The organism is Haemophilus sp. SZY H8 (genome assembly GCF_018829755.1).
Classification (GTDB): Bacteria; Pseudomonadota; Gammaproteobacteria; order Enterobacterales; family Pasteurellaceae; genus Haemophilus; species Haemophilus haemolyticus_K.
On sequence record NZ_JAHKJY010000001.1, the window covers coordinates 195238 to 218338 of the forward strand.

The 23101-nt window shown below is 36.1% G+C and carries 21 protein-coding genes; 8 read left to right on the top strand and 13 right to left on the bottom strand.

The genetic code is table 11. The features are described 5' to 3' along the window. Window positions 1-13: 13 nt before the first annotated feature. Complete coding sequence (locus KKW16_RS00915; RefSeq protein WP_049363920.1) at window positions 14-1183, bottom strand: hypothetical protein; 1170 nt, start codon at window positions 1181-1183, stop codon at window positions 14-16. Continuing rightward, entirely contained in the window at window positions 1180-2154 is a 975-nt protein-coding gene (locus tag KKW16_RS00920) for a nucleoid-associated protein (RefSeq protein ID WP_049381850.1), read from the bottom strand. Before KKW16_RS00920 ends, KKW16_RS00915 begins: the two co-directional genes overlap by 4 nt. Window positions 2155-2633: 479 nt before the next feature. Between KKW16_RS00920 and KKW16_RS00925 the strand changes: the two genes are divergently transcribed. Continuing rightward, entirely contained in the window at window positions 2634-3770 is a 1137-nt protein-coding gene (locus KKW16_RS00925) for an IS1595 family transposase (RefSeq protein WP_215767778.1), read from the top strand. A gap of 273 nt (window positions 3771-4043) precedes the next feature. Here the strand turns inward: KKW16_RS00925 and KKW16_RS00930 are convergent, their stop codons facing one another. From KKW16_RS00930 to lsgA, 7 genes are read right to left on the bottom strand one after another with little or no spacing between them, the layout of a single operon-like run. Continuing rightward, window positions 4044-5138, bottom strand: a complete 1095-nt coding sequence (locus KKW16_RS00930) for a lytic murein transglycosylase (RefSeq protein ID WP_215767779.1) — start codon at window positions 5136-5138, stop codon at window positions 4044-4046. Window positions 5139-5146: 8 nt separating this feature from the next. Continuing rightward, on the bottom strand, window positions 5147-5950 hold the full coding sequence (lsgF, locus tag KKW16_RS00935; RefSeq protein ID WP_215767780.1) for a lipooligosaccharide biosynthesis galactosyltransferase LsgF: 804 nt from the start codon (window positions 5948-5950) through the stop codon (window positions 5147-5149). A gap of 9 nt (window positions 5951-5959) precedes the next feature. Further along, window positions 5960-6841: a lipooligosaccharide biosynthesis N-acetyl-glucosamine transferase LsgE gene (lsgE, locus tag KKW16_RS00940; RefSeq protein ID WP_215767781.1), complete on the bottom strand. Its 882-nt coding sequence runs from the start codon at window positions 6839-6841 to the stop codon at window positions 5960-5962. A gap of 11 nt (window positions 6842-6852) precedes the next feature. Beyond that, window positions 6853-7626 (bottom strand): lipooligosaccharide biosynthesis galactosyltransferase LsgD, encoded by a 774-nt coding sequence (gene lsgD, locus KKW16_RS00945; protein WP_215767782.1) that lies wholly within the window; start codon window positions 7624-7626, stop codon window positions 6853-6855. An 11-nt stretch (window positions 7627-7637) separates the two neighbouring features. Continuing rightward, window positions 7638-8699, bottom strand: coding sequence for a lipooligosaccharide biosynthesis family 4 glycosyltransferase LsgC (gene lsgC / locus KKW16_RS00950; RefSeq protein ID WP_215767783.1), 1062 nt, complete (start codon window positions 8697-8699; stop codon window positions 7638-7640). A gap of 1 nt (window position 8700) precedes the next feature. Continuing rightward, on the bottom strand, window positions 8701-9615 hold the full coding sequence (gene lsgB / locus KKW16_RS00955; protein ID WP_215767784.1) for a lipooligosaccharide biosynthesis sialyltransferase LsgB: 915 nt from the start codon (window positions 9613-9615) through the stop codon (window positions 8701-8703). Continuing rightward, window positions 9612-10817: a lipooligosaccharide flippase LsgA gene (gene lsgA / locus KKW16_RS00960; protein WP_215767785.1), complete on the bottom strand. Its 1206-nt coding sequence runs from the start codon at window positions 10815-10817 to the stop codon at window positions 9612-9614. Before lsgA ends, lsgB begins: the two co-directional genes overlap by 4 nt. A gap of 133 nt (window positions 10818-10950) precedes the next feature. Between lsgA and KKW16_RS00965 the strand changes: the two genes are divergently transcribed. Next, complete coding sequence (locus KKW16_RS00965; protein ID WP_215767786.1) at window positions 10951-11685, top strand: YdcF family protein; 735 nt, start codon at window positions 10951-10953, stop codon at window positions 11683-11685. Between the two features lie 37 nt (window positions 11686-11722). Here the strand turns inward: KKW16_RS00965 and siaB are convergent, their stop codons facing one another. Next, entirely contained in the window at window positions 11723-12397 is a 675-nt protein-coding gene (gene siaB / locus KKW16_RS00970) for a 5-acetyl neuraminic acid cytidyl-transferase (RefSeq protein ID WP_065264726.1), read from the bottom strand. 109 nt (window positions 12398-12506) lie between these two features. Here siaB and KKW16_RS00975 point away from each other — a divergent pair, with 109 nt between their 5' ends. Continuing rightward, a complete protein-coding gene (locus KKW16_RS00975) occupies window positions 12507-13169 on the top strand; it encodes an NAD(P)H-dependent oxidoreductase (RefSeq protein WP_215767787.1) in 663 nt (220 codons plus the stop codon). Window positions 13170-13224: 55 nt separating this feature from the next. Here the strand turns inward: KKW16_RS00975 and rpsO are convergent, their stop codons facing one another. The 3 genes from rpsO to hldE all read right to left on the bottom strand — a co-directional run bounded on the left by rpsO (window position 13225) and on the right by hldE (window position 16030). After that, the gene (gene rpsO / locus KKW16_RS00980; protein WP_005628925.1) at window positions 13225-13494 is read right to left on the bottom strand and encodes a 30S ribosomal protein S15; all 270 of its coding nucleotides are present in this window, start codon (window positions 13492-13494) and stop codon (window positions 13225-13227) included. A 135-nt stretch (window positions 13495-13629) separates the two neighbouring features. Then, window positions 13630-14475, bottom strand: coding sequence for a ModD protein (gene modD, locus KKW16_RS00985; protein ID WP_215767788.1), 846 nt, complete (start codon window positions 14473-14475; stop codon window positions 13630-13632). Between the two features lie 124 nt (window positions 14476-14599). Next, on the bottom strand, window positions 14600-16030 hold the full coding sequence (gene hldE, locus KKW16_RS00990) for a bifunctional D-glycero-beta-D-manno-heptose-7-phosphate kinase/D-glycero-beta-D-manno-heptose 1-phosphate adenylyltransferase HldE (protein ID WP_215767789.1): 1431 nt from the start codon (window positions 16028-16030) through the stop codon (window positions 14600-14602). A 96-nt stretch (window positions 16031-16126) separates the two neighbouring features. Between hldE and htrB the strand changes: the two genes are divergently transcribed. The 5 genes from htrB (at window position 16127) to hypA (ending at window position 23037) form a co-directional block, all read left to right on the top strand. Next, a complete protein-coding gene (htrB, locus tag KKW16_RS00995; protein WP_215767790.1) occupies window positions 16127-17062 on the top strand; it encodes a lipid A biosynthesis lauroyl acyltransferase HtrB in 936 nt (311 codons plus the stop codon). A gap of 73 nt (window positions 17063-17135) precedes the next feature. Then, the gene (parE, locus tag KKW16_RS01000) at window positions 17136-19034 is read left to right on the top strand and encodes a DNA topoisomerase IV subunit B (RefSeq protein ID WP_215767791.1); all 1899 of its coding nucleotides are present in this window, start codon (window positions 17136-17138) and stop codon (window positions 19032-19034) included. A gap of 67 nt (window positions 19035-19101) precedes the next feature. Continuing rightward, complete coding sequence (gene parC / locus KKW16_RS01005) at window positions 19102-21357, top strand: DNA topoisomerase IV subunit A (RefSeq protein WP_215767792.1); 2256 nt, start codon at window positions 19102-19104, stop codon at window positions 21355-21357. Between the two features lie 29 nt (window positions 21358-21386). Next, entirely contained in the window at window positions 21387-22601 is a 1215-nt protein-coding gene (gene gltS, locus KKW16_RS01010) for a sodium/glutamate symporter (protein WP_118854990.1), read from the top strand. 94 nt (window positions 22602-22695) lie between these two features. Further along, window positions 22696-23037 carry a hydrogenase maturation nickel metallochaperone HypA gene (hypA, locus tag KKW16_RS01015; protein ID WP_005633520.1) on the top strand — a complete coding sequence of 114 codons (342 nt, stop codon included), beginning with the start codon at window positions 22696-22698 and terminating at the stop codon, window positions 23035-23037. The last annotated feature ends 64 nt before the right edge of the window (window positions 23038-23101 follow it).

Sequence of the window (23101 nt, forward strand, 5' to 3'; positions counted from 1 at the left end):
AATGCACTCGCCATTAGTTACAAACAAATGAACTATATATAATAGATATAAATTTATAAATACCGTAAGATAAAAAGAATAATAAAGAAATAAAGAGTATTCGATATAGGTGTCTTTGTTTTAGAAGTAACTTACTTATTCTATCTTTATCTTCTTTCCATTGTTCTTTTAACTTTTCAGGAACCTTCCCTTTTTCTTCAAATCTATCTACATCTTGTCTAAGATTGTCTAAAATCAATTTCTGATTAGATAATCCATATCCGCATATTAAACAATATATAATGAGGGCAAGATAGATAAGCCAATTATCACCTGATTTTAAAGCTGATGGTACGGCAGTAAGAAATGGTAATCCTAAAAATTGAGGAAGAACTTTACTAATTGTGTCATTGATTTTTGATACAAATTTTTCTGTATTTTCCTCTAATTTTTTAACAAATTTCTCATAACTAAAGTTTTCTAAGTATAAAGCATATTGTGCTTGTACTGATTTACTTATATGTTGAATATTCTGAATTACATCTAACAAATTAGCCTCTTGTGATAAAGAATCTGATAAGACAAAGGCTAAAATTGATTTCTTTTCATCTATATGGCTACTGGTGGACTCATCATTCATCCATTCTTGAAAGTCGGTAATCAGTTTACGCTTGCTGATGTCAAGATTTTTAATAATCTGAACAAACTCACTTAATTTATTTGTTACGTCAATGGATAATTCAAACGTCTTTTTACTAAAAAATACAAGTTTTTTATTTACAACATCTGTATATGAATCCATTAAAATCAGTTGTTGCAAAAATTCTTTAACAACTTGATAGGATTCTAAAATAGAGATATTTTGATCAAATGAAGCAATGTTTTCAGATTTTATAAAATAAGGAGATTGAGAAAGTAAAGTATTATTAAATTGAGCTATGTCACCTTTTATTAAGTTTTCTATTTTGTCAAAAAAACGTCCAAATTGAAGTTTAGGCGTTCCGAAAGTGAGGTTAATCACCATATCAAGCTGAGGTGTTTTGTCAGATGTTAATGCAGTATTATCGTAATTTTCATCAGATAATAATTGATTAAGCAAATTTAACTCTTCTTCTGTTTGAATATAAAAAGCACGCATATCTGAACCATTTACAGGTTCAGAACTACGATAAATTTGTATTAAATCAGAAAAAGTTACGCTCATTCGTTAAATGCTTCTAATAATTCAGGTGTTGGGTTATGTATAATGATTTTACCATTTTCTCGAGTAATATCACCTTCTGACATCGCATTTCGATCAAATGATAACCGCCAATTTCTTGTTTTTCCTACAAAAGTAACTAATCGTTTAAGTGAAACTTTATCTGGCGTAAATCCATCTTGTACACCATGTTCTAAATCACTTAATTTTTCTTGTAAAATCTGCGGATTGCTTGGACAGACTCGATTAGTAAACTCCTCAGTATTAAATGATCCGCCATTATTACTAATATCTGTTAAATAAGATTTTATGTCATTAAAGAATGCTGTTTTTTGCTCTAACTCATAACCTTGTTCACGAGTAAATTCTTCAAGCAAGACTATCAATTTTTTAGTTTCTTCTCGTGCAACAAGAGCATCGTTACAAGATAAAAACTCTTTAAAGTAAACAGATACATCACCTTGTCCTTTAAGGAAACTAATATAACGAGTTTCATTTGCTTGCCAAGCAGTTAAATCAATACGTCCAGCGTATTTGAGATGCTCAATATCCAGCATTTCATTTTCTAACATTTCCCAGTTTTGAGCAGAGAAACCAACACGGTCAGCTAAAATGGCAATTAATAGGTAATTGCTGTCTTGATTTTCATAATGCGCGATAAATACTTTTCCACCTGTTGCAAAAGGTTGGCTTTGAATCTTTACTAGAAGAGTATTCATCATTCTTACTGTTAAGCGTTGAAAGTTATCATTTCCCAAATAATCATTTAAGAATCTAGGCATTGGGAAATTGTCTTCATCACTATCAAATGAACCAAACCCTTTACCTGCTCGTACTCTATATGCTTTTGTTAATGTTTCTAAGAAATTGTGATGAGCTTCATTTGGGGTAAGCGGACTAGGGTTAAGCTCTAACTTAGCTTCACCGTTTTGCTCTTTATGTAAGATGTGGTAAGTAATATGTCTTATTGTCATAATCGTATCTTATCTTGCCATGAAAAAATTGAGGTTTCATTGCATTATAAGCTAATTTAAAAATATATTAACTAAATAGTTAATTAAAAATACTAAAAGGTAGGTAGTAAAATAAGATATCCCCTCAAAGGAATTGTTTTACTTGACGAATCCGTAATTTAGGATTACATTCAAATCTCATTCTTTAGGGAAAAACTCCCTCCGAGAATGACTACAATTTGCCAAAGAAATAATTATTTTGCCTTTAGCTTCCCTTAAAATGGGGAAGATAGATAAACCGCAAAAATTGAGCATCTTGCACATTATGGGCGAATGCTGCAATGAGTTTGTCTAGGCGCTTAGTTCACAAATTTTCTTGTGACAGTACGGTATTCGAGGCATAAACGCTTTGAGCCGACTTGAAATTTTCAAGTGGGCGATTTTTTATGTCTGGCGTTTAGCAAATCTCGAATGCCTTGTACTACACAAGGAAATTCGCAATGGCTCAACATTATTTACTTTCAAGCAAATCAAAAAACATCAATTTAAAAGATATTTTACGTCTTACTGAAGAAGATGCTTTTCACCTTTTAAAAACTCACCGTTGGGGAAACCCTGATAATGTTCGTGATGTATGCTGTCCACATTGTGGTATTCGCCACGAAGCCTATTTCCTTTCTTCTCGTAAACGTTGGTGTTGTAAACATTGCAAACGCCATTTTTATATTACAACGAATACAGCCTTTGCCTTTCATAAAGTTGATTTAGTCGATATTCTTGCTGTCATCTTAATGATGGTAAATAGCTCAAAAGGCATTAGTGCGATTGATGTTAGTCGTCATCTTAATTTGAACTACAAAACGGCATTTGTACTTTGTGGGAAAGTTCGCGAAGCTTTATTTAAAACGCGCGATTTAAGTTCATTGTCAGGCGAAATTCACGAAGATGGAATGTGGATCAACTTTACCTTGCGTCCAACTAATTTTCGTAAAAACAATCATAAACAACGTCAAAAAGCCGATGAGAAAGGTCGCAAATATCCTAAATTTAGAACGACTAAACGTTGTCTATTCGCTATTACACAACGTGCTGCAAATGATAGTAATATATCTGGAGCAAATCGTACCATTGTTGCAATGGATTACACCGAAAATGCGGATACTGTTTTTGCATTGAATCAACGCTTTGTGAAAGCAGGCAGTGATATTATGTGTGATGAAAACCCTGCTTATAAAAGTCTTGATTTTCACTACACCCGTTGGTCGGTGAATCATCAAGAGGCTTATAGTGCGAAAGGTGTAAACAACAATCTAGCAGAATCCTTTAATGCCAGAATGCGTGATTTAATGCGTGGCACACATCATAAAACCGATAATAAATATGCCTTACATTATGCTAATCAAGCTGCATTCTTTTCAGATAACCGCCGTAAATCAAATGGGGAACTCTTTGAAGATGTCCTCAAACGTTGCTTATGGGTATTGCCGCTCAAAGAGTGGATCGGTTACTGGCAAGGAAATCATCGTGAAGGTGAGCTTCTCGGTATGAAAGCCTTTGCACCTAACGAAATTTCATCACACTACTTTAAGCGACTTGAAGAACAAGCTGCATACGATGAAATTCTGATGGCAGCATAGAATCGTATAGGCGTTAATAGACTTAGATAGAATTATATAGAAAGAAATAGCTTACCTGAATGAAGGTTGAGCGGAATAGCTATGCCTTGAGTTTAAAAAAATGGAAATTTAATGTGAAAATTGCGAGGTTGAAGTTAGAATTTGAGGTAAAAGAAATGCCTTTCACAATTTTCATTCGGAAAGGCATTTAAATTTACGCGGTAAATTAGTCAATTTTCGGACTTTGTGCAACTGCTACATAATACCGAAAAATATGACCGCACTTTTCGTACATTATAATCCTACATTATCTTTAATCCGTTCAGCAAACATGCCGATGCTCAACGCAAAATAATTAGATTTATTCCAATCCAAAATAGTACGGAAATTATTTGAAACTAAAAACGCTCTACCCACTTCACGATCAGGGCGAACTAACCAAAGCTGAGCATTTTCAAGTGTACTTAACTTGGCTTGCTCCTGTGGATTGGCGCTTTTTAAAATTAGCCCCATCGTTTGCCAATCTTTTAAAGAGCGAGCTTTATTGCTTTCTGTACCAGAATAACTCAAATCAATAGGTTGGGTGAGCATCACCTCTACGCCCCAAGGCAAAGTATTATCCCAGCCTACTGTATGCAAATAATTTGCAATAGAAGCGAAAGTATCAAACTGGTTTTTCCAAATATCTTTTACGCCATCATTATTTCCATCGGCCGCATAACGTAAGAAAGTGCTTGGCATAAACTGAGTTTGTCCCATTGCGCCTGCCCACGAACCTAACATACGTTCACGTTGAATATGATCTTTTTCAAGCATTTTCATGGCTGAGATAAATTCTTTCGTAAATAATTTTTCTCTACGACCTTCAAAAGCCAACGTTGCCACTGCAGAAAGTACATCATATTTGCCTTGATAATGCCCGAAACTACTTTCCATTCCCCATAACGCAAGCAAATACTCCTGCTGAACACCATATTTTTTGCTTGCTTTTTGCAATGGCGCTTGCACTTCCCAATAACGCTCCCCCGCGACATTCACTTTATTTTGAGTTAGCACTCTATTGAGATAATTGCTCGTGCCATTAGGATTAGCCACTGGAGGTGAATTAGGATCTCTTTTACGAATTTTACCCGCTTGTTCACGATCTAAATCTACTGCCTTTTGCATATAGAGAATATTATTTTGGGCATTCAATACCGATAATGACACACCTTCAGCGGCGGCTTTACCTTTTAAAAATTGAACATAATCATTAAAATTTTCTGGCGTTCTTTGCTTAGTATAACTGGTGCTATTGACCACTGGCTTAATATCAGGCGAACTAGAACAACCTACTAAAAAAAATGCGGTGGATAATGTAGAAATTTTAAATAACATATTCAATTTCATCGTATTTCCTATTTACGTAAAAAAGTTTGGTAAAGATTTTTTAATAACGAGGTTGGCAATAAACGAGAACCAAAACGCAATGCAAAAGTAAATAATCCAGATAACAATCCTTGAATTCCCAAACGATATTTTAATTTGAACAAACGCCATTCTGCTTTGGCTTGATTGACACCACGACGGCGACTCACCATGCCATTTCCTACTCGCGCATAAACTAAAATATCTGGCAAATTCGCGACATGCAAACCTTGTGCGACAAGTTTTATCCACAAATAATAATCTTCTTGAAGATCTTCATATCCACCACAATTAATGACCGCACTTTTTTGATATGCCACCGTCATATGATTAAACGGACAACGTTTTTGCGTGAATTTGATAATTTCTTGAGCTGACGTTGGCACATTACGATATGCCACAATATCATTTACATTTTCACCAAATTCGGCAATTTGTCCGCCAAAGATAATGGTTTCAGGGTACTGTTCAATAAACGCAACTTGTTTTTCAAAACGATCAGGCACGCAAATATCATCGGTATCCATACGGAAAACCCAGTCATAATCACAATGCAATAAACCTTCGTTCAAGGCTTTACCTAAACCTCGATTTTGCGGCAATTTAACTAATTTTAATGGCAGTTTTGTTTCAAACTCCGTCACAACAGATTCTAATTCTGGCGTTACTGCGCCATCAAAAACCAATACAATTTCATCTGCTTGACGAGTTTGTGCCACAAGACTTTCAAAACACTCCCGCAAGAATTGAGGATTTTCCTTAATATATAAGGACATAAGGACTGAAAATTTCATTTTATTTTCCTACATAAACCGTTTTAAATTAATGGCTAATTTTGGCGAAATTAAAATAACCAACGTAATAATGAATTGTTTAATGCTTTTTGTTTTCTTAAAAATATCAAAATAATATTTTACCGCTTTACGCGATAAATTCATGATATGGGGATAAGCCAAAATATAACTCGCGTTAATATCAAAATTACGAGCTTGCTCTACCGTTTTCACATAATGCTCACCAATATAATCAATCGCTTTTTGCGTGTTGGTAGTATCAGTAGACACACTTGAACGTTTAGTATGGAAAGTACAATAAGTCAGTGGCTCATTAATTTTATAAGGTTTAAAACTCGGCTCTTGTAACAGTTTTAACAAGAAATCATAGTCTTCCAAAGAACGAAGTGCGGTGGATAATCCGCCTATTTTTAAAAACATCTCTTTTTTAATCGCAACCATTGGCATACCACCAATCTTATTGGCTAATAAAATACGTTCTGTCGAGATTTCTTGGGGTTCAATCGGTTGAGTCACATAAGTAAACCCTTCATTGACCATTTCACACTTAGCTGGATGATAAATAAAATTAATATTCGGATTTTGCTCAATCACTTGTAGTACTTTTTCACATTTTTCCGGCATAAATCGATCATCATCATCGAGAAACAGCAACCAATCTCCCTTTGATGCACGCGCGCCAATATTACGACTTTCTGCTGCACCTTGATTGGTTTCATTACGAATCACTGTAACAGGAAAAGAATAGCGTTGCTCAACGACAACTTTTTCTTTTGAGCAATCATCCACAATAATCACTTCAAAATAAGTCGATGTTTGTTGAGTTAAACTTTCTAATAAAGCAGGCACTTCTGCTTTTCGATTATAAGAAGGCACAATAATGCTTAACATAATTCCTTCCTTTAATTAGCCAAATTTTTCTTAATCGCAAAAATTTTTTTCAATGGATATTTCATTAATTTTTTAAACAAATTATTGGATAAAGATCCACGAATACTTTCTAAATTGCTTATCAATACAGGATTTTCAATTACCATGAGAGGGCGAACCACTTTATTTCTTATATTAAAATCCTGTTCAAAGAGTAAAAAATCATCCGCTAACCAAAATGGTTTGTTTTGAGAAATTTGCTGAATAAATCTTCTTGCAGCTGATTTTTTAATAAGATAGCCCACTGTGCCGGCAAAATAACTTTTATAAGGGAAAGCATAATTTACATTGCCTGTTTTTTTGCATAAAAAAGAAAAAGTTGTCGGATAATTAATTTCTAAATCAGCATCATTGAAATCATTAATTTTTGACTGCCCAACCAATATAATTTCAGACTCAAGTTTTTCTGATAAAAGTGCGGTTAAATTTTGCTGAAAATCTGAGTGAAATAAAGCATCGTCTTCACAGACTAACGCATAACTATCTTCAGCGATGCCATTGTCTTCAACAATTTTTTGATACACAGAAAGATGACTTAATGTACAGCCGATTTCGCCCTTAGTGACATTACGGCCATAATGTGCTTTAAATTGTTCAATATTAAAAATAGAGACTAATTCATCCCAATCTTTTTGCATGGTATTAATAGCAGAAAAAATTTGGAAATCCTCAGTATTTTTTTGAGAAAAGAATAATTCCCGACGCTGAATATCTTTGTCTAAAGAGATCAAATATTTTTTTAACATACAATTATTCCTTATAAAATCGCTTTCCATTCTTCAATAATTTTCTCAATGCCATAATCTTCACTCATTACACGAGATTTGTCTGACATTTGTTGATAAAGTTCAGGATTATTCATTAATAAATCTAAACCGTTAACCATTTCTTCAATATTATTTTTTTCACAAAGAAAGCCATTTTCTTTATGCTCCACTAATTGCTTGACGCCAGGAGAACAATTAAAGGCAACAATAGGTAAGCCAAATGCCATTGCTTCAATAACGACTAAAGGCAACCCTTCTGTTTGTGAAGGTAAACAATAAATTGAACTGCTTTCATAATAAAAAGCGACATCATTGGTACGAGGAATAAAATTAACTGAATCTTCAATATTCAAGGCTTTAGCAAGATTTTTTAAATTCTCTTCTTCCTCACCCGATCCCACTATTTTTAAATTCCAATCTGGATGATTTTTTGCTAAAACTTGCCAGGCTTTTAATAAATAATCAAAACCTTTATAAGAAAATAAATGCCCTACAGATAAAATAGTTTTATTTTCCCATTTTGCTAATTTATTCTTTGGCAAAAGCGTATTTGGATTAGCAATACTGATTATATTGTTCGTTTTAAATTTTTCTTGCCACAGCGTTTTTTCTGACTCGGTTAATGTAACGACTTTATCACATCTTTTTGAAGCTAAATATTTACCGAGAGTGCGAACTAGACGATTGCCAGTAAAGTTAAAAGAATAATGCTCCCACAAAATATGCTTTACATGTAAATTGACCAACGCCAAAGCAGAAAAGAGCATAATCGCACCATCAACCACAATTAAAGTATCCAGCTGCAATTCTTTAACCAATTCTCTTAAATTTTTTGTGATAGAAAAATAATCTTTTTTCAATGAATAGGGCAATTTATTCATTGCGTAAATATTAATCTTTTCATCGACTTGGAAAAAAGGCTTATTACCGCCAATGCTAATAAAAGAAACATCATATCCCTGTTTAGCAAGAGCATTAGCAACATTAATAGAAACTCGCTCTGTCCCCCCCGCACTTTCAATATTCATAATAAAGAAACCAATTTTTTTCATCTTAAATTTCCTTATAAATCGTTAATCCAAGCTCTGGGAATGAATCGTAACAGAATTGCCATCTTGGAATACTCGTTCTAATAAAACGAATTTCTACATTAGGATGACTTAATAAATTAAACGCAACAGAACTGAAGAACGTGTAAATAATCACCTTTTTATCCGATAAATTCTTAAATACGTAATCTTCAAAAATGAGTTCTGATTCAACATAATTTACCTCGTCTACTCGGTAATCTTCTGCTGGATGAGGGAAATAATAGTCAAAAGGAATCTGATCTTTTAATTTTTTTATTAATGAGATATTTTCCTCTTTTGTATTTAACAAGGGTTGTCCAATAAAAAATGAGACTTCGCCATCTATATCACAATTGACTTTATTATCCCATAAGGAAATGGGTTCAATATTGGGAACAATATTTCTGTAATTAGGATAAACCGTATAATGTTTTTTTATTTTGTTAAATAATTTATGCACATTATATTTATCGCCAATAAAAACTTTAATCAGTTTGTATTTAAATGTATCAGGCTCTCTCAATAAATTAGGATGTGGGAAAATATTATCTGAGCCATCATCAAAAGTATAAAGCTCTTTAAATGAAACATGACTAAGATAAGTTTGTAGCCATAATGAATTAAGATTGGCGAGAAAAACCTTATCAAAACTTTTATGCGTAATTTTATTCTTAAGCTGGCGCATTAACTTGAGAGAATCGAAACCTTTTAGATCTTTTCCCGTATCAATGTTCATAGAATCATTACAAACTTCCGCTAATTTACTCGCGTATAAGGTTCTTTTTTTATCCCATACACCACCAAACATGACGCCAAAGAATTGCTCGTTAGGATGTAATTCAATGATTTTTCTCGCAATTAATACTTGCAATGGTGTGCAACAAAGAATGAGATTCATAGGGTTTTACTCACTTTAGATGTCATAAAATAAAGAATAGGAATAATGGAAAGCGAACCAATAATTCCAGCATAAGGGATATATTTAATTTCTGTAAAAGTTAAAGCCACAAGGCTCGCTACATAAATGATTGTAGATAAAACCGAACATTGGGAAATAAGTTTATTTTTTCCATAATAGAAAAGATAATTAACTAAAATCAAATAAGGAATACTTAATGTGGTCGAAATTAAAAATAAAATAAAATAATATTTCGTTCCCACAAATTGACTTCCTAAAATCCAAACGAGCACATCTTCAGGAATAATCCACATAACTAAAGCGGGAATAGGGATCAGCAAAAAGGAAAATAGCGCCCATTTATATAACTGTTGAATCACTAATTTTTTTTGTTTTAAAGCTTCATAAAAATAAGGAAGAATCGCTTTATTAAGAGCTTGAATAGCAATAGAAACCACCAAAGCAAGTTGAGCGCCCATGGCATAAAGCCCTAAATCTGTTTCACTGAATTTGTGATAAATAAAAATACGGTCTAACTGCCCTTTTAAGAAAAAGCTCGCATGATGCAAAATGAGCGGTAATCCAAATCCTAAAATATAAAATAATGCAGATTGATAATGTTTAAATTGATATTTTTTAGATGTCGCACTCTTTCTGTAAAGAAAATAAGAAAAAAACCAAACGACTAAATTACTCAATAAAATGGCCAAAATTCTTTTTTCAACAAGATCATTTTTATAATACTCGAGCAATGCGACGGTAAATACTGCACCAGTAACAGTGAGTGAAAATTGAATAAAAGCATAAGACCAAGCCTTTTTCTGGCATTGTCTTACACTTAACTGAACATTTAAGAAAGATTGGAAAATTGAGGAAAGTGCGGCATAAAATAATATTTCTGACTGAGCAATCCAACACCCCATTAAAATAATGCAGCCAATTATCGTGGTATAAGCATAGCCAGTATTTACCACTAAATTTAATGAACGTTTTCCGTAAAAATAAAAATAACGGGAAATTGCGCCCTCTTGAGTTAAAGAAACCACAATTAAAAATAAACTTAAAAAAGTTTGATAATAAGAAAGTGAGCCATACCCTTCTACGCCCAATTTACGCGACAAATAAGGCAAAAGTAAAAAAGGAACTAACTTTGACGATAATTCCCCAACAAGGTAAATGACACTGTCTTTAAAAACTTTCATAAATATAACCGCACTTTTTGTGAATTCGAGGGTTTGTTTATCAAAAAATAAGGGGCTTATTTTAACAAAATCAACATAGACAAGCTATGACTAATCATTATAATGAAACCGCTCTATATCAAGGATCTTATCTATGTTGGAACTAGGAAAACTTCTTACCGCACTTATCGCGCCACCTCTCAATACCTTTGTATTACTAATTATTGCAGGGATTCTTTATCGTGTTCATTTTAAAAAATTAGCCAAATTTATTGCGATTATCAGTTTCACTTGGCTTTATGTCATGAGTGCGCCTTTTACTGGTTTATTGCTAACAGATAATGATGACACTCCAGCTCTTACCCTAGATGACTATAAACAAGCTCAAGCCATCGTCATATTAGGCGGCGGATCTTATCCCACTAAAGAACTTTATGCAGAAACGGCTTCTGGCGCACCGCAACTAGAACGTTTACGTTATGCGGCATTTTTACAAAAAGAAACGGGCTTGCCTATTTTAACTACTGGCTATTCTTTGATAGGCATTTCTGAAGGCGACTTAATGGCAAAAGAACTTAACCAATTCTTTAATGTGCCAACACAATGGATCGAAAATAAAGCCCGTAATACGGAAGAAAATGCCAGTTTCAGTAAAAATATTTTAGTTAAAGATCATATTCAAAAAATTATTTTGGTAACAAATCAATGGCATATGAAACGAGCCAAATACCTTTTTGAAAAACAAGGATTCGATGTACTTCCTGCGGCAGCGGCAAGCTATGGCAGCAAAGGAAATCTATCTGCAAAATCTTTTGTTCCTGACTTAGGTGCGTTAAATAGCAATATGGTCTTATTAAAAGAGTGGATTGGTTATTGGAAAGTTCATTAATCTGATATAAAAAAGGTCGCAAAATGCGACCAATCTTCTAAAATTCTTTTGATATTAAACTTTCAGCTAATTGTAAATCCAGAGTTGAATCAATATCAATCGAGCGATAAGTTGGCATTAAATAAAAACGCATAGGCTCAATAAAAAAACGTTTTTCTACAAATAAACGCTCAATATCATTAATATAAATAGCTCCATTTGCACGGTAAGATTTAGGTAATTTTTGACGCGGTGCTTCAAAATCACTTATCTCATGAATAGGTTTTACATCTTCATTTTCTAAAGTAAATGATTTATAAGGATGATGTTCGCATTCACAAGCTGATATGACCGACTTATATTTTCCTCCTAGGAAAATTTCCATCGCATTACGAATATCTAAAGCATTGCGTAATGGACTTGTTGGCTGTAACAAAACAGCTACTCCCTCAGAAATATTTAGGCTTTCTAAGCAATGTAAAATAGCATCAATTGTGCGAGTATCACTTTGTGCTAAACTCTCAGGGCGAGCCACCGAAATTGCACCATATTTTTCTGCTTCTTTCAGAATCTTCTCCCCATCAGAGGTTACAACAACCTGATCAAACATTCCTGATTCTTGTGCAGCTAAAATGGCACGACCAACTAAAGACACACCTCCAACAAGCTGCAAATTTTTATCTTTAATTCCTTTTGAACCAGCCCTAGCAGGTATAATTGCAATTCTTTTCATTTTTTCGCTCCACATGACAAAGTGTCTTTCATTCTAGAATGTTTCTCTTGTTTTAGCAAAAATTAATCTTTAACATATCCTCATCTATTTGCTAATAAAAGGAAAACAAATGATTCAACTTACTCGCGAACAACTTATTGAACTATTCAATAAACGTAGCTCTACACGCTATTACGATCCAAACAAAAAAATTAGCAACGAAGATTTTCAATCTATTTTAGAATGCGCAAGATTATCACCAAGTTCTGTTGGTTCTGAGCCTTGGAAATTTTTAGTCATCCAAAATAAAACCTTACGCGAAAAAATGAAACCATTCAGCTGGGGAATGAGCAATCAATTAGATAACTGTAGCCATCTAGTGATCATCCTTGCAAAGAAAAATGCACGTTATGATAGTGAGTTTTTTACCGATGTAATGACACGTAAAGGTCTAAATATAGAACAACAACATGCGGCACTAGAAAAATATAAAAGCTTTCAAGAAGAAGACATGAAATTACTTAAAAATGAACGTGCTTTATTTGATTGGTGTAGCAAACAAACCTATATTGCCCTTGCCAATATGTTAACTGGGGCAACCGCACTTGGTATTGATTCCTGCCCTATTGAAGGATTCAATTATGATAAAATGAATGAATGCTTAGCTCAAGAAGGTCTATTGGATCCTAATGAATACGGCGTTTCTGTTGCAGCCACCTTTGGTTATCGCTCACGTGATATTACTAAAAAATCTCGAAAGGAATTTGATGAAATCATACAGTGGGTAGAATAGTCCTGTATAAAGTAAAAAGCTCCCAACTTGGGAGCTTTATTTTTAGCATTCAAAATTAGCGACGTAAACCTAAACGAGCGATAGTGCTTTGGTATAAAGCAAGATCAGTACGTTTTAAGTAGTCTAAAAGTTTACGACGACGAGAAACCATACGTAATAAACCACGACGACCATGGTGGTCTTTTTTGTGCTCTGCAAAGTGAGCTTGTAAGTGGTTGATTTGTGCAGTTAATAATGCGATTTGAACTTCAGAAGAACCTGTATCTTTCGCATCACGACCAAATTCAGCAACGATTGCTGCTTTTTTTTCAGTACTTAGAGACATTTTTTACTCCTAAAAGGTAGTGTTGTTAATACATCATTCGCCGATCTCTAACTCAGCGATGACAAGGAGCCTGCATTCTAGCGATGAATAAGCTCAAATGCAAGGTTTAAAGCTAAAAAATAAAATTGAAAAACATTATATCTTTTCAATCACCACCTTTATATCCTCTGGTTGTGCATAATAAGGTGCAGAAGTGATAAACAAACGAATACCCAATTTGGCGTAATCTGATACATTATTTTTATTTACTCCTCCTGCGATAGAAAGCAGAATATCTTTCTGTTTTGATTGAAGTAGCGCTAAAGCCTTTTTCACATCATCTAATGACCATTTATCAAGTTGAATAATATCAGGCTCTGCTACATACATTTGCTCAAATTGAGCATAATTATCTGCTTCTAAGGTAATCTTATTTTCAGGCGCTTCTTGACGTAATCTATCCACAATTTTCGTCCAATCATTTGGATCAGAAAGTAAGTTTCGATGATTAGTAAAAACCAAAAGAGTTTCGCTGACGCCTTGTCGATGAATATGCCCACAAGCGGCGAATACAGCATTCGTTGCAAGTTTACGCGTATTGGGAATACTTTTACGCGTACAAGCCACAACAGCATTTGGGTTAATCGCTTTGGCATTGGCTATCATTTCTGCCGTATATTGAGCAACCCCACATGACCATTCAAGTACCAATTGCACCACTTTCCAAGCTTGATGTAATTGTTCAGATATTCCTTCCGCACTGATCAACAAAGTACCTGATTCAACCCACTCCCCTTCTTTTACATATAAGTGCGGTTGAATATCCAGTTTTTTTAATAATTTTTCTGCAACAGAAACGCCCGCTACAATTCCTGCATTTTTCCGCTTAAAAAGAATTTTTGCCGGAATATTTTCAATACCAAGGGCATGAGTGGTTAAATCACCACGATAAATATCCTCAAGCAATAAATCATCCAGTTCTTTATCTGAAAAATAAATCATCGCTACTCCTTAAATTAGTTGTCCTTGATATAAATAAACCTGTTACTTAAAAACAGTGCTTTCTGTGATAATTTCATGTAAATATTAAAGCAACAAAAAAGGTGGGGACGACCCAACCTTTCACTTAATCTTTCAATAATTTAATTTTTTCAATCACATTTGTTGTTGAACAACCATTTTCAAAGTTTAGCACTTTAACATCGCCGCCATTTGCCCAAACCTCTTTTGCGCCAGCAATCTCTTCGGGTTTGTAATCTCCGCCTTTAACTAAAAGATCTGGTAGAATTTCACCGATTAAACGCTGTGGTGTATCTTCAGTGAATGGCACCAACCAGTCCACGGATGCCAAACCAGCAAGCACAGCCATTCGAGTTTCAAGATTGTTAATTGGGCGACTATCACCTTTTAAGCGTTTAACGGAATCGTCGCTGTTTACCGCAACAATTAAACGATCGCCCAATTTACGTGCATTTTCTAAATAAGAAACATGCCCTGGATGCAAAATATCGAAACAGCCATTAGTCATCACAATTTTTTCACCGCGCGCTTTAGCTTGTGCGACAGCATCTTTTAATTCAGCTTCACTCATAATGCCAAATCCAGTGTCAGGGCGAGCATGAATAGCATTTTCAAGTTCCACAGTCGAAACAGTTGAAGTCCCTAATTTACCCACCACAATTCCAGCGGCTACATTGGCTAGGTAACAAGATTCTTCGAAAGAACGCCCATCTGCTAATGCCGTTGCTAATACGCTAATAACAGTGTCACCGGCGCCCGTCACATCAAACACTTCTTTTGCAACAGTTGGCAAATGATAAGGTTCTTGATTTGGGCGTAATAATGTCATGCCTTTTTCAGAACGCGTCACCAAAAGTGCGGTTAATTCAATATCAGAAATTAATTTTAAACCTTTCTCAATGATCTCTTCTTCTGTATTGCATTTACCCACAACGGCTTCAAATTCAGACATATTTGGTGTTAATAATGTCGCACCACGATAACGTTCAAAATCAGTTCCCTTTGGATCGATTAGCACAGGAACATTCGCTTTACGTGCAATTTGAATCATTTTCTGAACATCTTTAAGCGTGCCTTTACCATAATCAGAAAGAATTAAAGCACCGTAATTTTTCACCGCACTTTCTAACTTCGCTAATAAATCCTTGCAATCTACATTATTGAAATCTTCTTCAAAATCAAGGCGAAGTAACTGTTGGTGACGGGATAAAATACGTAATTTAGTAATGGTTGGATGGGTTTCTAATGCAACAAAATTACAATCGATTTTTTGTTTTTCTAATAAGTGGGAAAGCGCAGAACCAGTTTCATCTTGTCCAATCAATCCCATTAATTGAACTGGTACGTTGAGTGAAGCAATATTCATCGCTACATTGGCAGCACCACCCGCGCGCTCTTCATTTTCCTGTACACGAACCACTGGCACTGGTGCTTCTGGTGAAATACGGTTGGTTGCGCCAAACCAATAACGGTCAAGCATCACGTCGCCTAATACAAGTACTTTTGTTTGCTTAAATTCTGCTGAATATTGAGCCATTTTAAAATCTCTCTATTTGAATAACCAAAATTGTGGCGATTTTACCACAACTCAAATTTACGATAAACTACGCCCCTAACTTACGTGGAAAGAACAATGAAAAACGAAAAACTCCCTCAATTTCAACCGCACTTTTTAGCCCCAAAATACTGGCTGTTTTGGTTAGGCGTGGCAATTTGGCGAAGTATTTTATGTCTTCCCTATCCTATTTTGCGTCATATTGGTAATGGTCTCGGTTGGCTATTTTCACATTTAAAAGTGGGTAAACGTCGAGCTGCCATTGCACACCGTAATCTTGAACTTTGTTTCCCTAACATGCCAGAGAATGAGCGTGAGGCGATTTTGCAAGAAAATCTCCGCTCAGTAGGCATGGCAATTATCGAAACTGGCATGGCTTGGTTTTGGTCGGATTTACGTATCAAAAAATGGTCAAAAGTTGAAGGCTTACATTATCTAAAAGAAAATCAAAAAGATGGAATTGTTCTCGTCGGTGTTCATTTCTTAACGCTAGAACTTGGCGCACGCATTCTTGGTTTGCACCATCCCGGAATTGGCGTTTATCGTCCAAATGATAATCCTTTGCTTGATTGGCTACAAACGCAAGGTCGTTTACGCTCTAATAAAGATATGCTTGATCGTAAAGATTTACGCGGAATGATCAAAGCTTTACGTCACGAAGAAACCATTTGGTATGCGCCTGATCACGATTACGGCAGAAAAAATGCCGTTTTTGTACCATTTTTTGCGGTGCCCGATGCTTGCACAACCACTGGTAGTTATTATTTATTGAAATCCTCACAAAACAGCAAAGTGATTCCATTTGCGCCATTACGCAATAAAGATGGTTCAGGCTATACCGTGAGTATTTCAGCGCCTGTTGATTTTACAGATTTACAAGATGAAACGGCGATTGCTGCGCGAATGAATCAAATCGTTGAAAAGGAAATCATGAAGGGCATATCACAATATATGTGGCTACATCGCCGTTTTAAAACGCGCCCAGATGAAAATACGCCTAGTTTATACGATTAAAAGTGCGGTCGAATATCACCGCACTTTTTGATAGAATTTTCTCAAATTTAAAAAATTAACGACTCATCTAACCATGACAACCAATTATTCAGCTCAAGAAATTACCGTTCTTAAAGATCTCGAGCCGGTGCAAATTCGCCCCGGTATGTATACAGACACCACTCGTCCGAATCATCTTGCACAAGAAGTTATTGATAACAGCGTGGATGAGGCGCTTGCGGGTTTTGCTACAAAAATTGAAGTAATTTTACACCCAGATCAATCCATTGAAGTCACAGATAATGGTCGAGGTATGCCTGTGGATATTCATCCTACAGAAGGCGTTTCCGGCGTAGAGGTAATTCTGACTAAATTACATGCTGGTGGTAAATTCTCCAATAAAAATTATGAATTTGCCGGTGGTTTACACGGTGTGGGGATTTCTGTGGTGAATGCACTTTCTGAACGCGTGGATATTCAAGTCAAACGCAATGGTGAAGTGTATAAAATTGCCTTTGAAAACGGCAGTAAAGTAGAAGAATTGGAAGTTATTGGGACTTGTGGCAGACGCACAACGGGAACAACCGTTCACTTCAAACCAAATCCCAAATATTTTGACAGCGCAAAATTTTCCGTTAGCCGTCTACGCCATTTATTAAGAGCGAAAGCGGTACTCTGCTCAGGGCTTGAAATCAAATTTATTGATAAAGTAAACAATACTCAAGACATTTGGTTATATGAAGATGGTCTTTCCGATTACCTTATCGAAGCAGTTGATGGCTTTGAAACGCTTCCGGAAAAAGCATTCGTTGGTGAATTTAAAGGCACAAATGAAGCCGTTAGCTGGGCATTACTTTGGTTGCCAGAAGGAGGCGAGCTGATTGGCGAAAGCTATGTAAACTTAATTCCAACAATTCAAGGCGGAACACATGTTAATGGCTTACGCCAAGGTTTATTAGATGCCATTCGAGAATTTTGCGAATTTAGAAATCTATTACCACGCGGCGTAAAACTTACCGCTGATGATATTTGGGATCGTTGTTCTTACATTCTTTCCCTTAAAATGCAGGATGCACAATTCGCAGGGCAAACTAAGGAACGCTTATCATCACGCCAAAGTGCGGTGTTTGTCAGCGGTGTTTTAAAAGATGCGTTCAGTCTATGGCTAAATCAAAATGTACAAGACGCTGAAAAATTAGCAGAAATTGCAATCAGTTCTGCACAACGCCGATTACGCGCAGCAAAAAAAGTCGTGCGAAAAAAACTCGTTAGCGGCCCTGCATTACCGGGAAAATTAGCAGATTGCGGTTCACAGGATTTAGAAAAAACGGAATTATTTTTAGTGGAGGGCGACTCTGCGGGCGGTTCAGCAAAACAAGCGCGTGATCGCGAATATCAAGCTATTTTGCCGTTACGTGGAAAAATCTTAAATACATGGGAAGTGTCACCTGATCAAGTATTAGGTTCAACAGAAATTCACGATATCGCCGTGGCTCTAGGGATCGATCCTGATAGCAATGATTTATCACAACTTCGCTATGGTAAAGTATGTATTCTCGCGGATGCTGACTCCGATGGTCTGCATATTGCCACCCTACTCTGCGCCCTGTTCTTACGCCATTTTCCGAAATTGGTACAAGACGGTCACGTTTATGTGGCTATGCCACCACTTTATCGCATTGACTTAAATAAAGAAGTCTTCTACGCATTAGATGAAAGTGAAAAAGAGGCGATTTTAGATCGGTTGAAAAATAAAAAAGGCAAACCGAATGTTCAACGTTTTAAAGGTTTGGGTGAAATGAATCCATCGCAATTGCGTGAAACAACAATGGATCCTAACACTCGTCGCCTTGTTCAATTAACTTATGATTTAGAAGAAGACCAAGGCGCGGATACATTAGAACTCATGGATATGTTGTTAGCAAAAAAACGTTCCGAAGACCGTAAAAATTGGTTGCAAGCGAAAGGCGATCAGGTTGATTTATCTGTTTAGACTAAATTAATCTCAGCAAATCCGAATTTCAATAAATTAAGAATATATTCAATTAACAGAAACCAAAATGACAAATATCAATTATGAAGGCATTGAACAAATGCCTCTACGTACCTTCACCGAAAGGGCTTATCTCAACTATTCCATGTATGTCATCATGGATCGTGCGTTGCCTTTTATCGGCGATGGTTTAAAACCCGTTCAACGCCGTATTGTATATGCGATGTCTGAACTTGGCTTGAATGCCACGGCAAAATACAAAAAATCTGCCCGTACCGTCGGTGATGTACTCGGTAAATTCCATCCACATGGAGACATTGCTTGTTATGAAGCGATGGTGTTAATGGCACAACCATTCTCTTATCGTTATCCACTTGTAGATGGTCAAGGTAACTGGGGGGCACCAGATGATCCAAAATCCTTCGCTGCCATGCGTTATACGGAATCTCGCCTATCTAAAATCTCTGAAATCTTGTTGAGTGAACTTGGACAAGGAACAGTTGATTATCAACCAAACTTTGATGGAACCTTGGCTGAACCACAATATTTACCTGCTCGTTTACCACATATTTTATTGAACGGCACAACAGGTATTGCGGTAGGGATGGCCACAGATATTCCACCACACAATATTAACGAAATTGCTGATGCGGCAGTAATGTTGTTAGATAATCCTAAAGCGGGATTAGATGATGTACTTGAAATTGTTCAAGGCCCAGATTTTCCAACAGAAGCGGAAATTATTTCGCCAAAATCAGAAATTCGTAAAATTTATGAGCAAGGCCGTGGCTCAATAAAAATGCGTGCAACTTGGAAAAAAGAAGACGGTGAAATTATTATCTCAGCACTTCCGCATCAATCTTCGCCATCCAAAGTTATTGCCCAAATAGCCGAACAAATGACGGCAAAAAAACTGCTAATGCTAGAAGATATTCGTGATGAAGCCGATCACGAAAATCCAATTCGCATTGTGCTAGTCCCTCGATCAAACCGAGTCGATACTGATGCGTTAATGGCACATTTATTTGCTACCACAGATCTTGAAAAAAGCTACCGTGTAAATATGAATATGATCGGACTTGATCATAAACCTGCGGTAAAAGGCTTATTAGAAATCTTAAATGAATGGCTTGCCTTCCGTCGCACAACGGTAACTCGTCGCCTTCAATATCGTTTGGATAAAGTGCTCTCTCGCTTGCATATTTTAGAAGGTTTGATGATAGCCTTTTTAAATATTGATGAAGTTATCGAAATTATACGTCATGAAGATGATCCTAAAGCAGAGCTGATGGCACGCTTTAATTTAAGCGATGAACAAGCCGATGCAATTTTAAATTTACGCTTACGTCATTTAGCAAAATTAGAAGAAAACCAACTCAAAGCTGAACAAGATGAACTTGAAAAAGAGCGGTTAAATTTAGAAGCAATTTTAGGCTCAGAACGCCGTTTGAATACGCTTATCAAAAAAGAAATTCAAGAAGATGCGAAAAAATATGCAAGTCCACGTATGTCTCAACTGGTCGAACGTGAAGAAGCCAAAATGATCTCTGAAAGTGACATGACGCCAGCAGAGCCTGTCACTGTCATCTTATCAGAAATGGGCTGGGTACGTTGCGCTAAAGGACATGATATCGATCCTAAATCATTAAGCTACAAAGCGGGTGATAATTATCGAGCTCATGCTTGTGGCAAGAGTAATCAAGCCGTTGTATTCATTGATAGTACGGGGCGGAGTTATGCACTCGATCCGCTTTCATTACCTTCCGCGCGTTCGCAAGGTGAACCACTCACAGGTAAACTAAATTTACCAGCTGGTGCGACCATTGAATATGTCGTAATGGCCAGTGAACAGCAAGAATTATTGATGGCTTCTGATGCGGGTTATGGTTTTATTTGTAAATTTGAAGATTTAATTGCACGCAATAAAGCAGGAAAAGCCTTGATTTCTTTACCGGAAAATGCCAAAGTGATGGAGCCTAAGACGCTGTCGAATGCCGCTGCACTTGTTGTCGCTATGACATCCGCTGGCAGAATGTTGATTTTTCCGGCAAAAGATTTACCGGCATTATCAAAAGGCAAAGGCAATAAAATTGTGACAATTCCTGCCGCAAATGCAAAAGAACGCAGTGAATTGTTAGTAAAATTATTGCTCATTTCAGATCAAGCTAGTCTTGAATTTCATTCCGGAAAACGAAAAATTGTATTAAAACCGGAAGATCTGCAGAAGTTCCGTGCTGAACGAGGCAGAAAAGGTTCGACATTACCACGCGGATTACATACCAATATTGAAATAGTGGTAATCGAACCGCAACACAACACATAACTTAAACACAACATAGGGAGATCCAATTTATGAGCTATACATTTAGCACGTATGAAACCCTTGCACTGGCAAGCTTAGTCTTGCTTTTGGGCTTTTTCCTCGTTAAACGAATCAGCATCTTAAAAACATTCAACATTCCTGAGCCGGTTGTTGGTGGTTTTATTGTTGCTATTGGTCTTTTAATTTGGAATAAAGTAGATGGTACATCCTTTAACTTCGATAAAAATTTGCAAACTACCATGATGTTAGTGTTCTTCACTTCCATTGGTTTAAGCGCAAACTTTTCCCGTTTAATTAAAGGCGGAAAACCACTTATCGTATTTTTATTCGTCGCTGGTTTGCTAATTATTTGCCAAAATGTTATTGGTGTCGTAGGTTCATTAGCATTAGGTATCCACCCAGCATACGGTTTATTAGCAGGTTCTGTCACATTAACTGGCGGTCATGGTACTGGTGCTGCATGGGCTGATACATTTGTTCACCAATTTAATCTACAAGGCGCAACTGAAATTGCTATGGCATGTGCAACCTTTGGTTTAGTCTTCGGTGGTATCATTGGTGGCCCTGTTGCACGTTTCTTATTAAATCGTCAAAAACAAGGTGAAAATCCTGAAAATGATGAAGTAGATGATATTCAAGAAGCCTTTGAACATCCAACTTACAAACGTAAAATTACTTCACGTTCGTTAATTGAAACTATTGCAATGATGTCTATCTGTTTGCTTATCGGTCAATATTTAGATGCACAAACAAAAGGCACCGCATTCCAATTACCAACATTTGTATGGTGTTTATTTACCGGTGTAATTATCCGCAATATTTTAACCAATATCTTCCGTTTCCAAGTAGCGGATTCGGCTATTGATGTATTAGGTAGCGTGGGTTTATCTATCTTCTTAGCTATCGCCCTAATGTCATTAAAACTTTGGGAACTTGCAGGCTTAGCGGTAGATGTATTAATCATCCTTGCAGTACAAGTTGTCTTTATGGCGGTATTTGCCATCTATGTTACTTATCGCGCAATGGGTAAAGATTATGATGCGGTTGTATTAAGCTCTGGTCACTGTGGTTTCGGTTTAGGTGCAACCCCAACAGCCGTTGCAAATATGCAAGCCATTACCAGCCGTTTTGGGCCATCACACAAAGCATTTTTAATCGTTCCAATGGTCGGTGCATTCTTTATCGACTTAATCAACGCTGCGCTATTAAAAGTTTCATTTGCAGTTGTAAATATGCTCGTGTAAAGTGCGGTTGAAATTGACAATGTTTTAGAGAAATGCCTTTATCTTGAATTGATAAAGGCATTTGTTTTAAGGAAGAAAAACAAAAGGAAAAATTATGCACGAATTGTCTCTTTGTCAAAATATGCTGGAAATAGTAGAACAACAATGCAAGAGTCACGATATAAAAAAAGTTACGGATCTTTGGCTAGAAATTGGCGCGCTCTCTTGTGTAGAACCTGATGCATTAGAATTTTGTTTTGATATAACCTTTCAAGGTACGGCTGCTGAAGGCTGTAAACTTCATCTAATTCCTATTGCAGCGCAAGCCTGGTGTTGGCAGTGTCAAAAATTAGTTGAGATACAAGCTCATCATGATTCTTGTCCAAATTGTGGCAGCATACACTTACAACGACAAAGCGGTGATGAATTGCGTATTAAAGAAATTGCCTTTGAATAAGCCGCTCTTTTTTAACATTTCCAATATTCTTACCCATATCATATTTCATTAGACATAAAAAAGG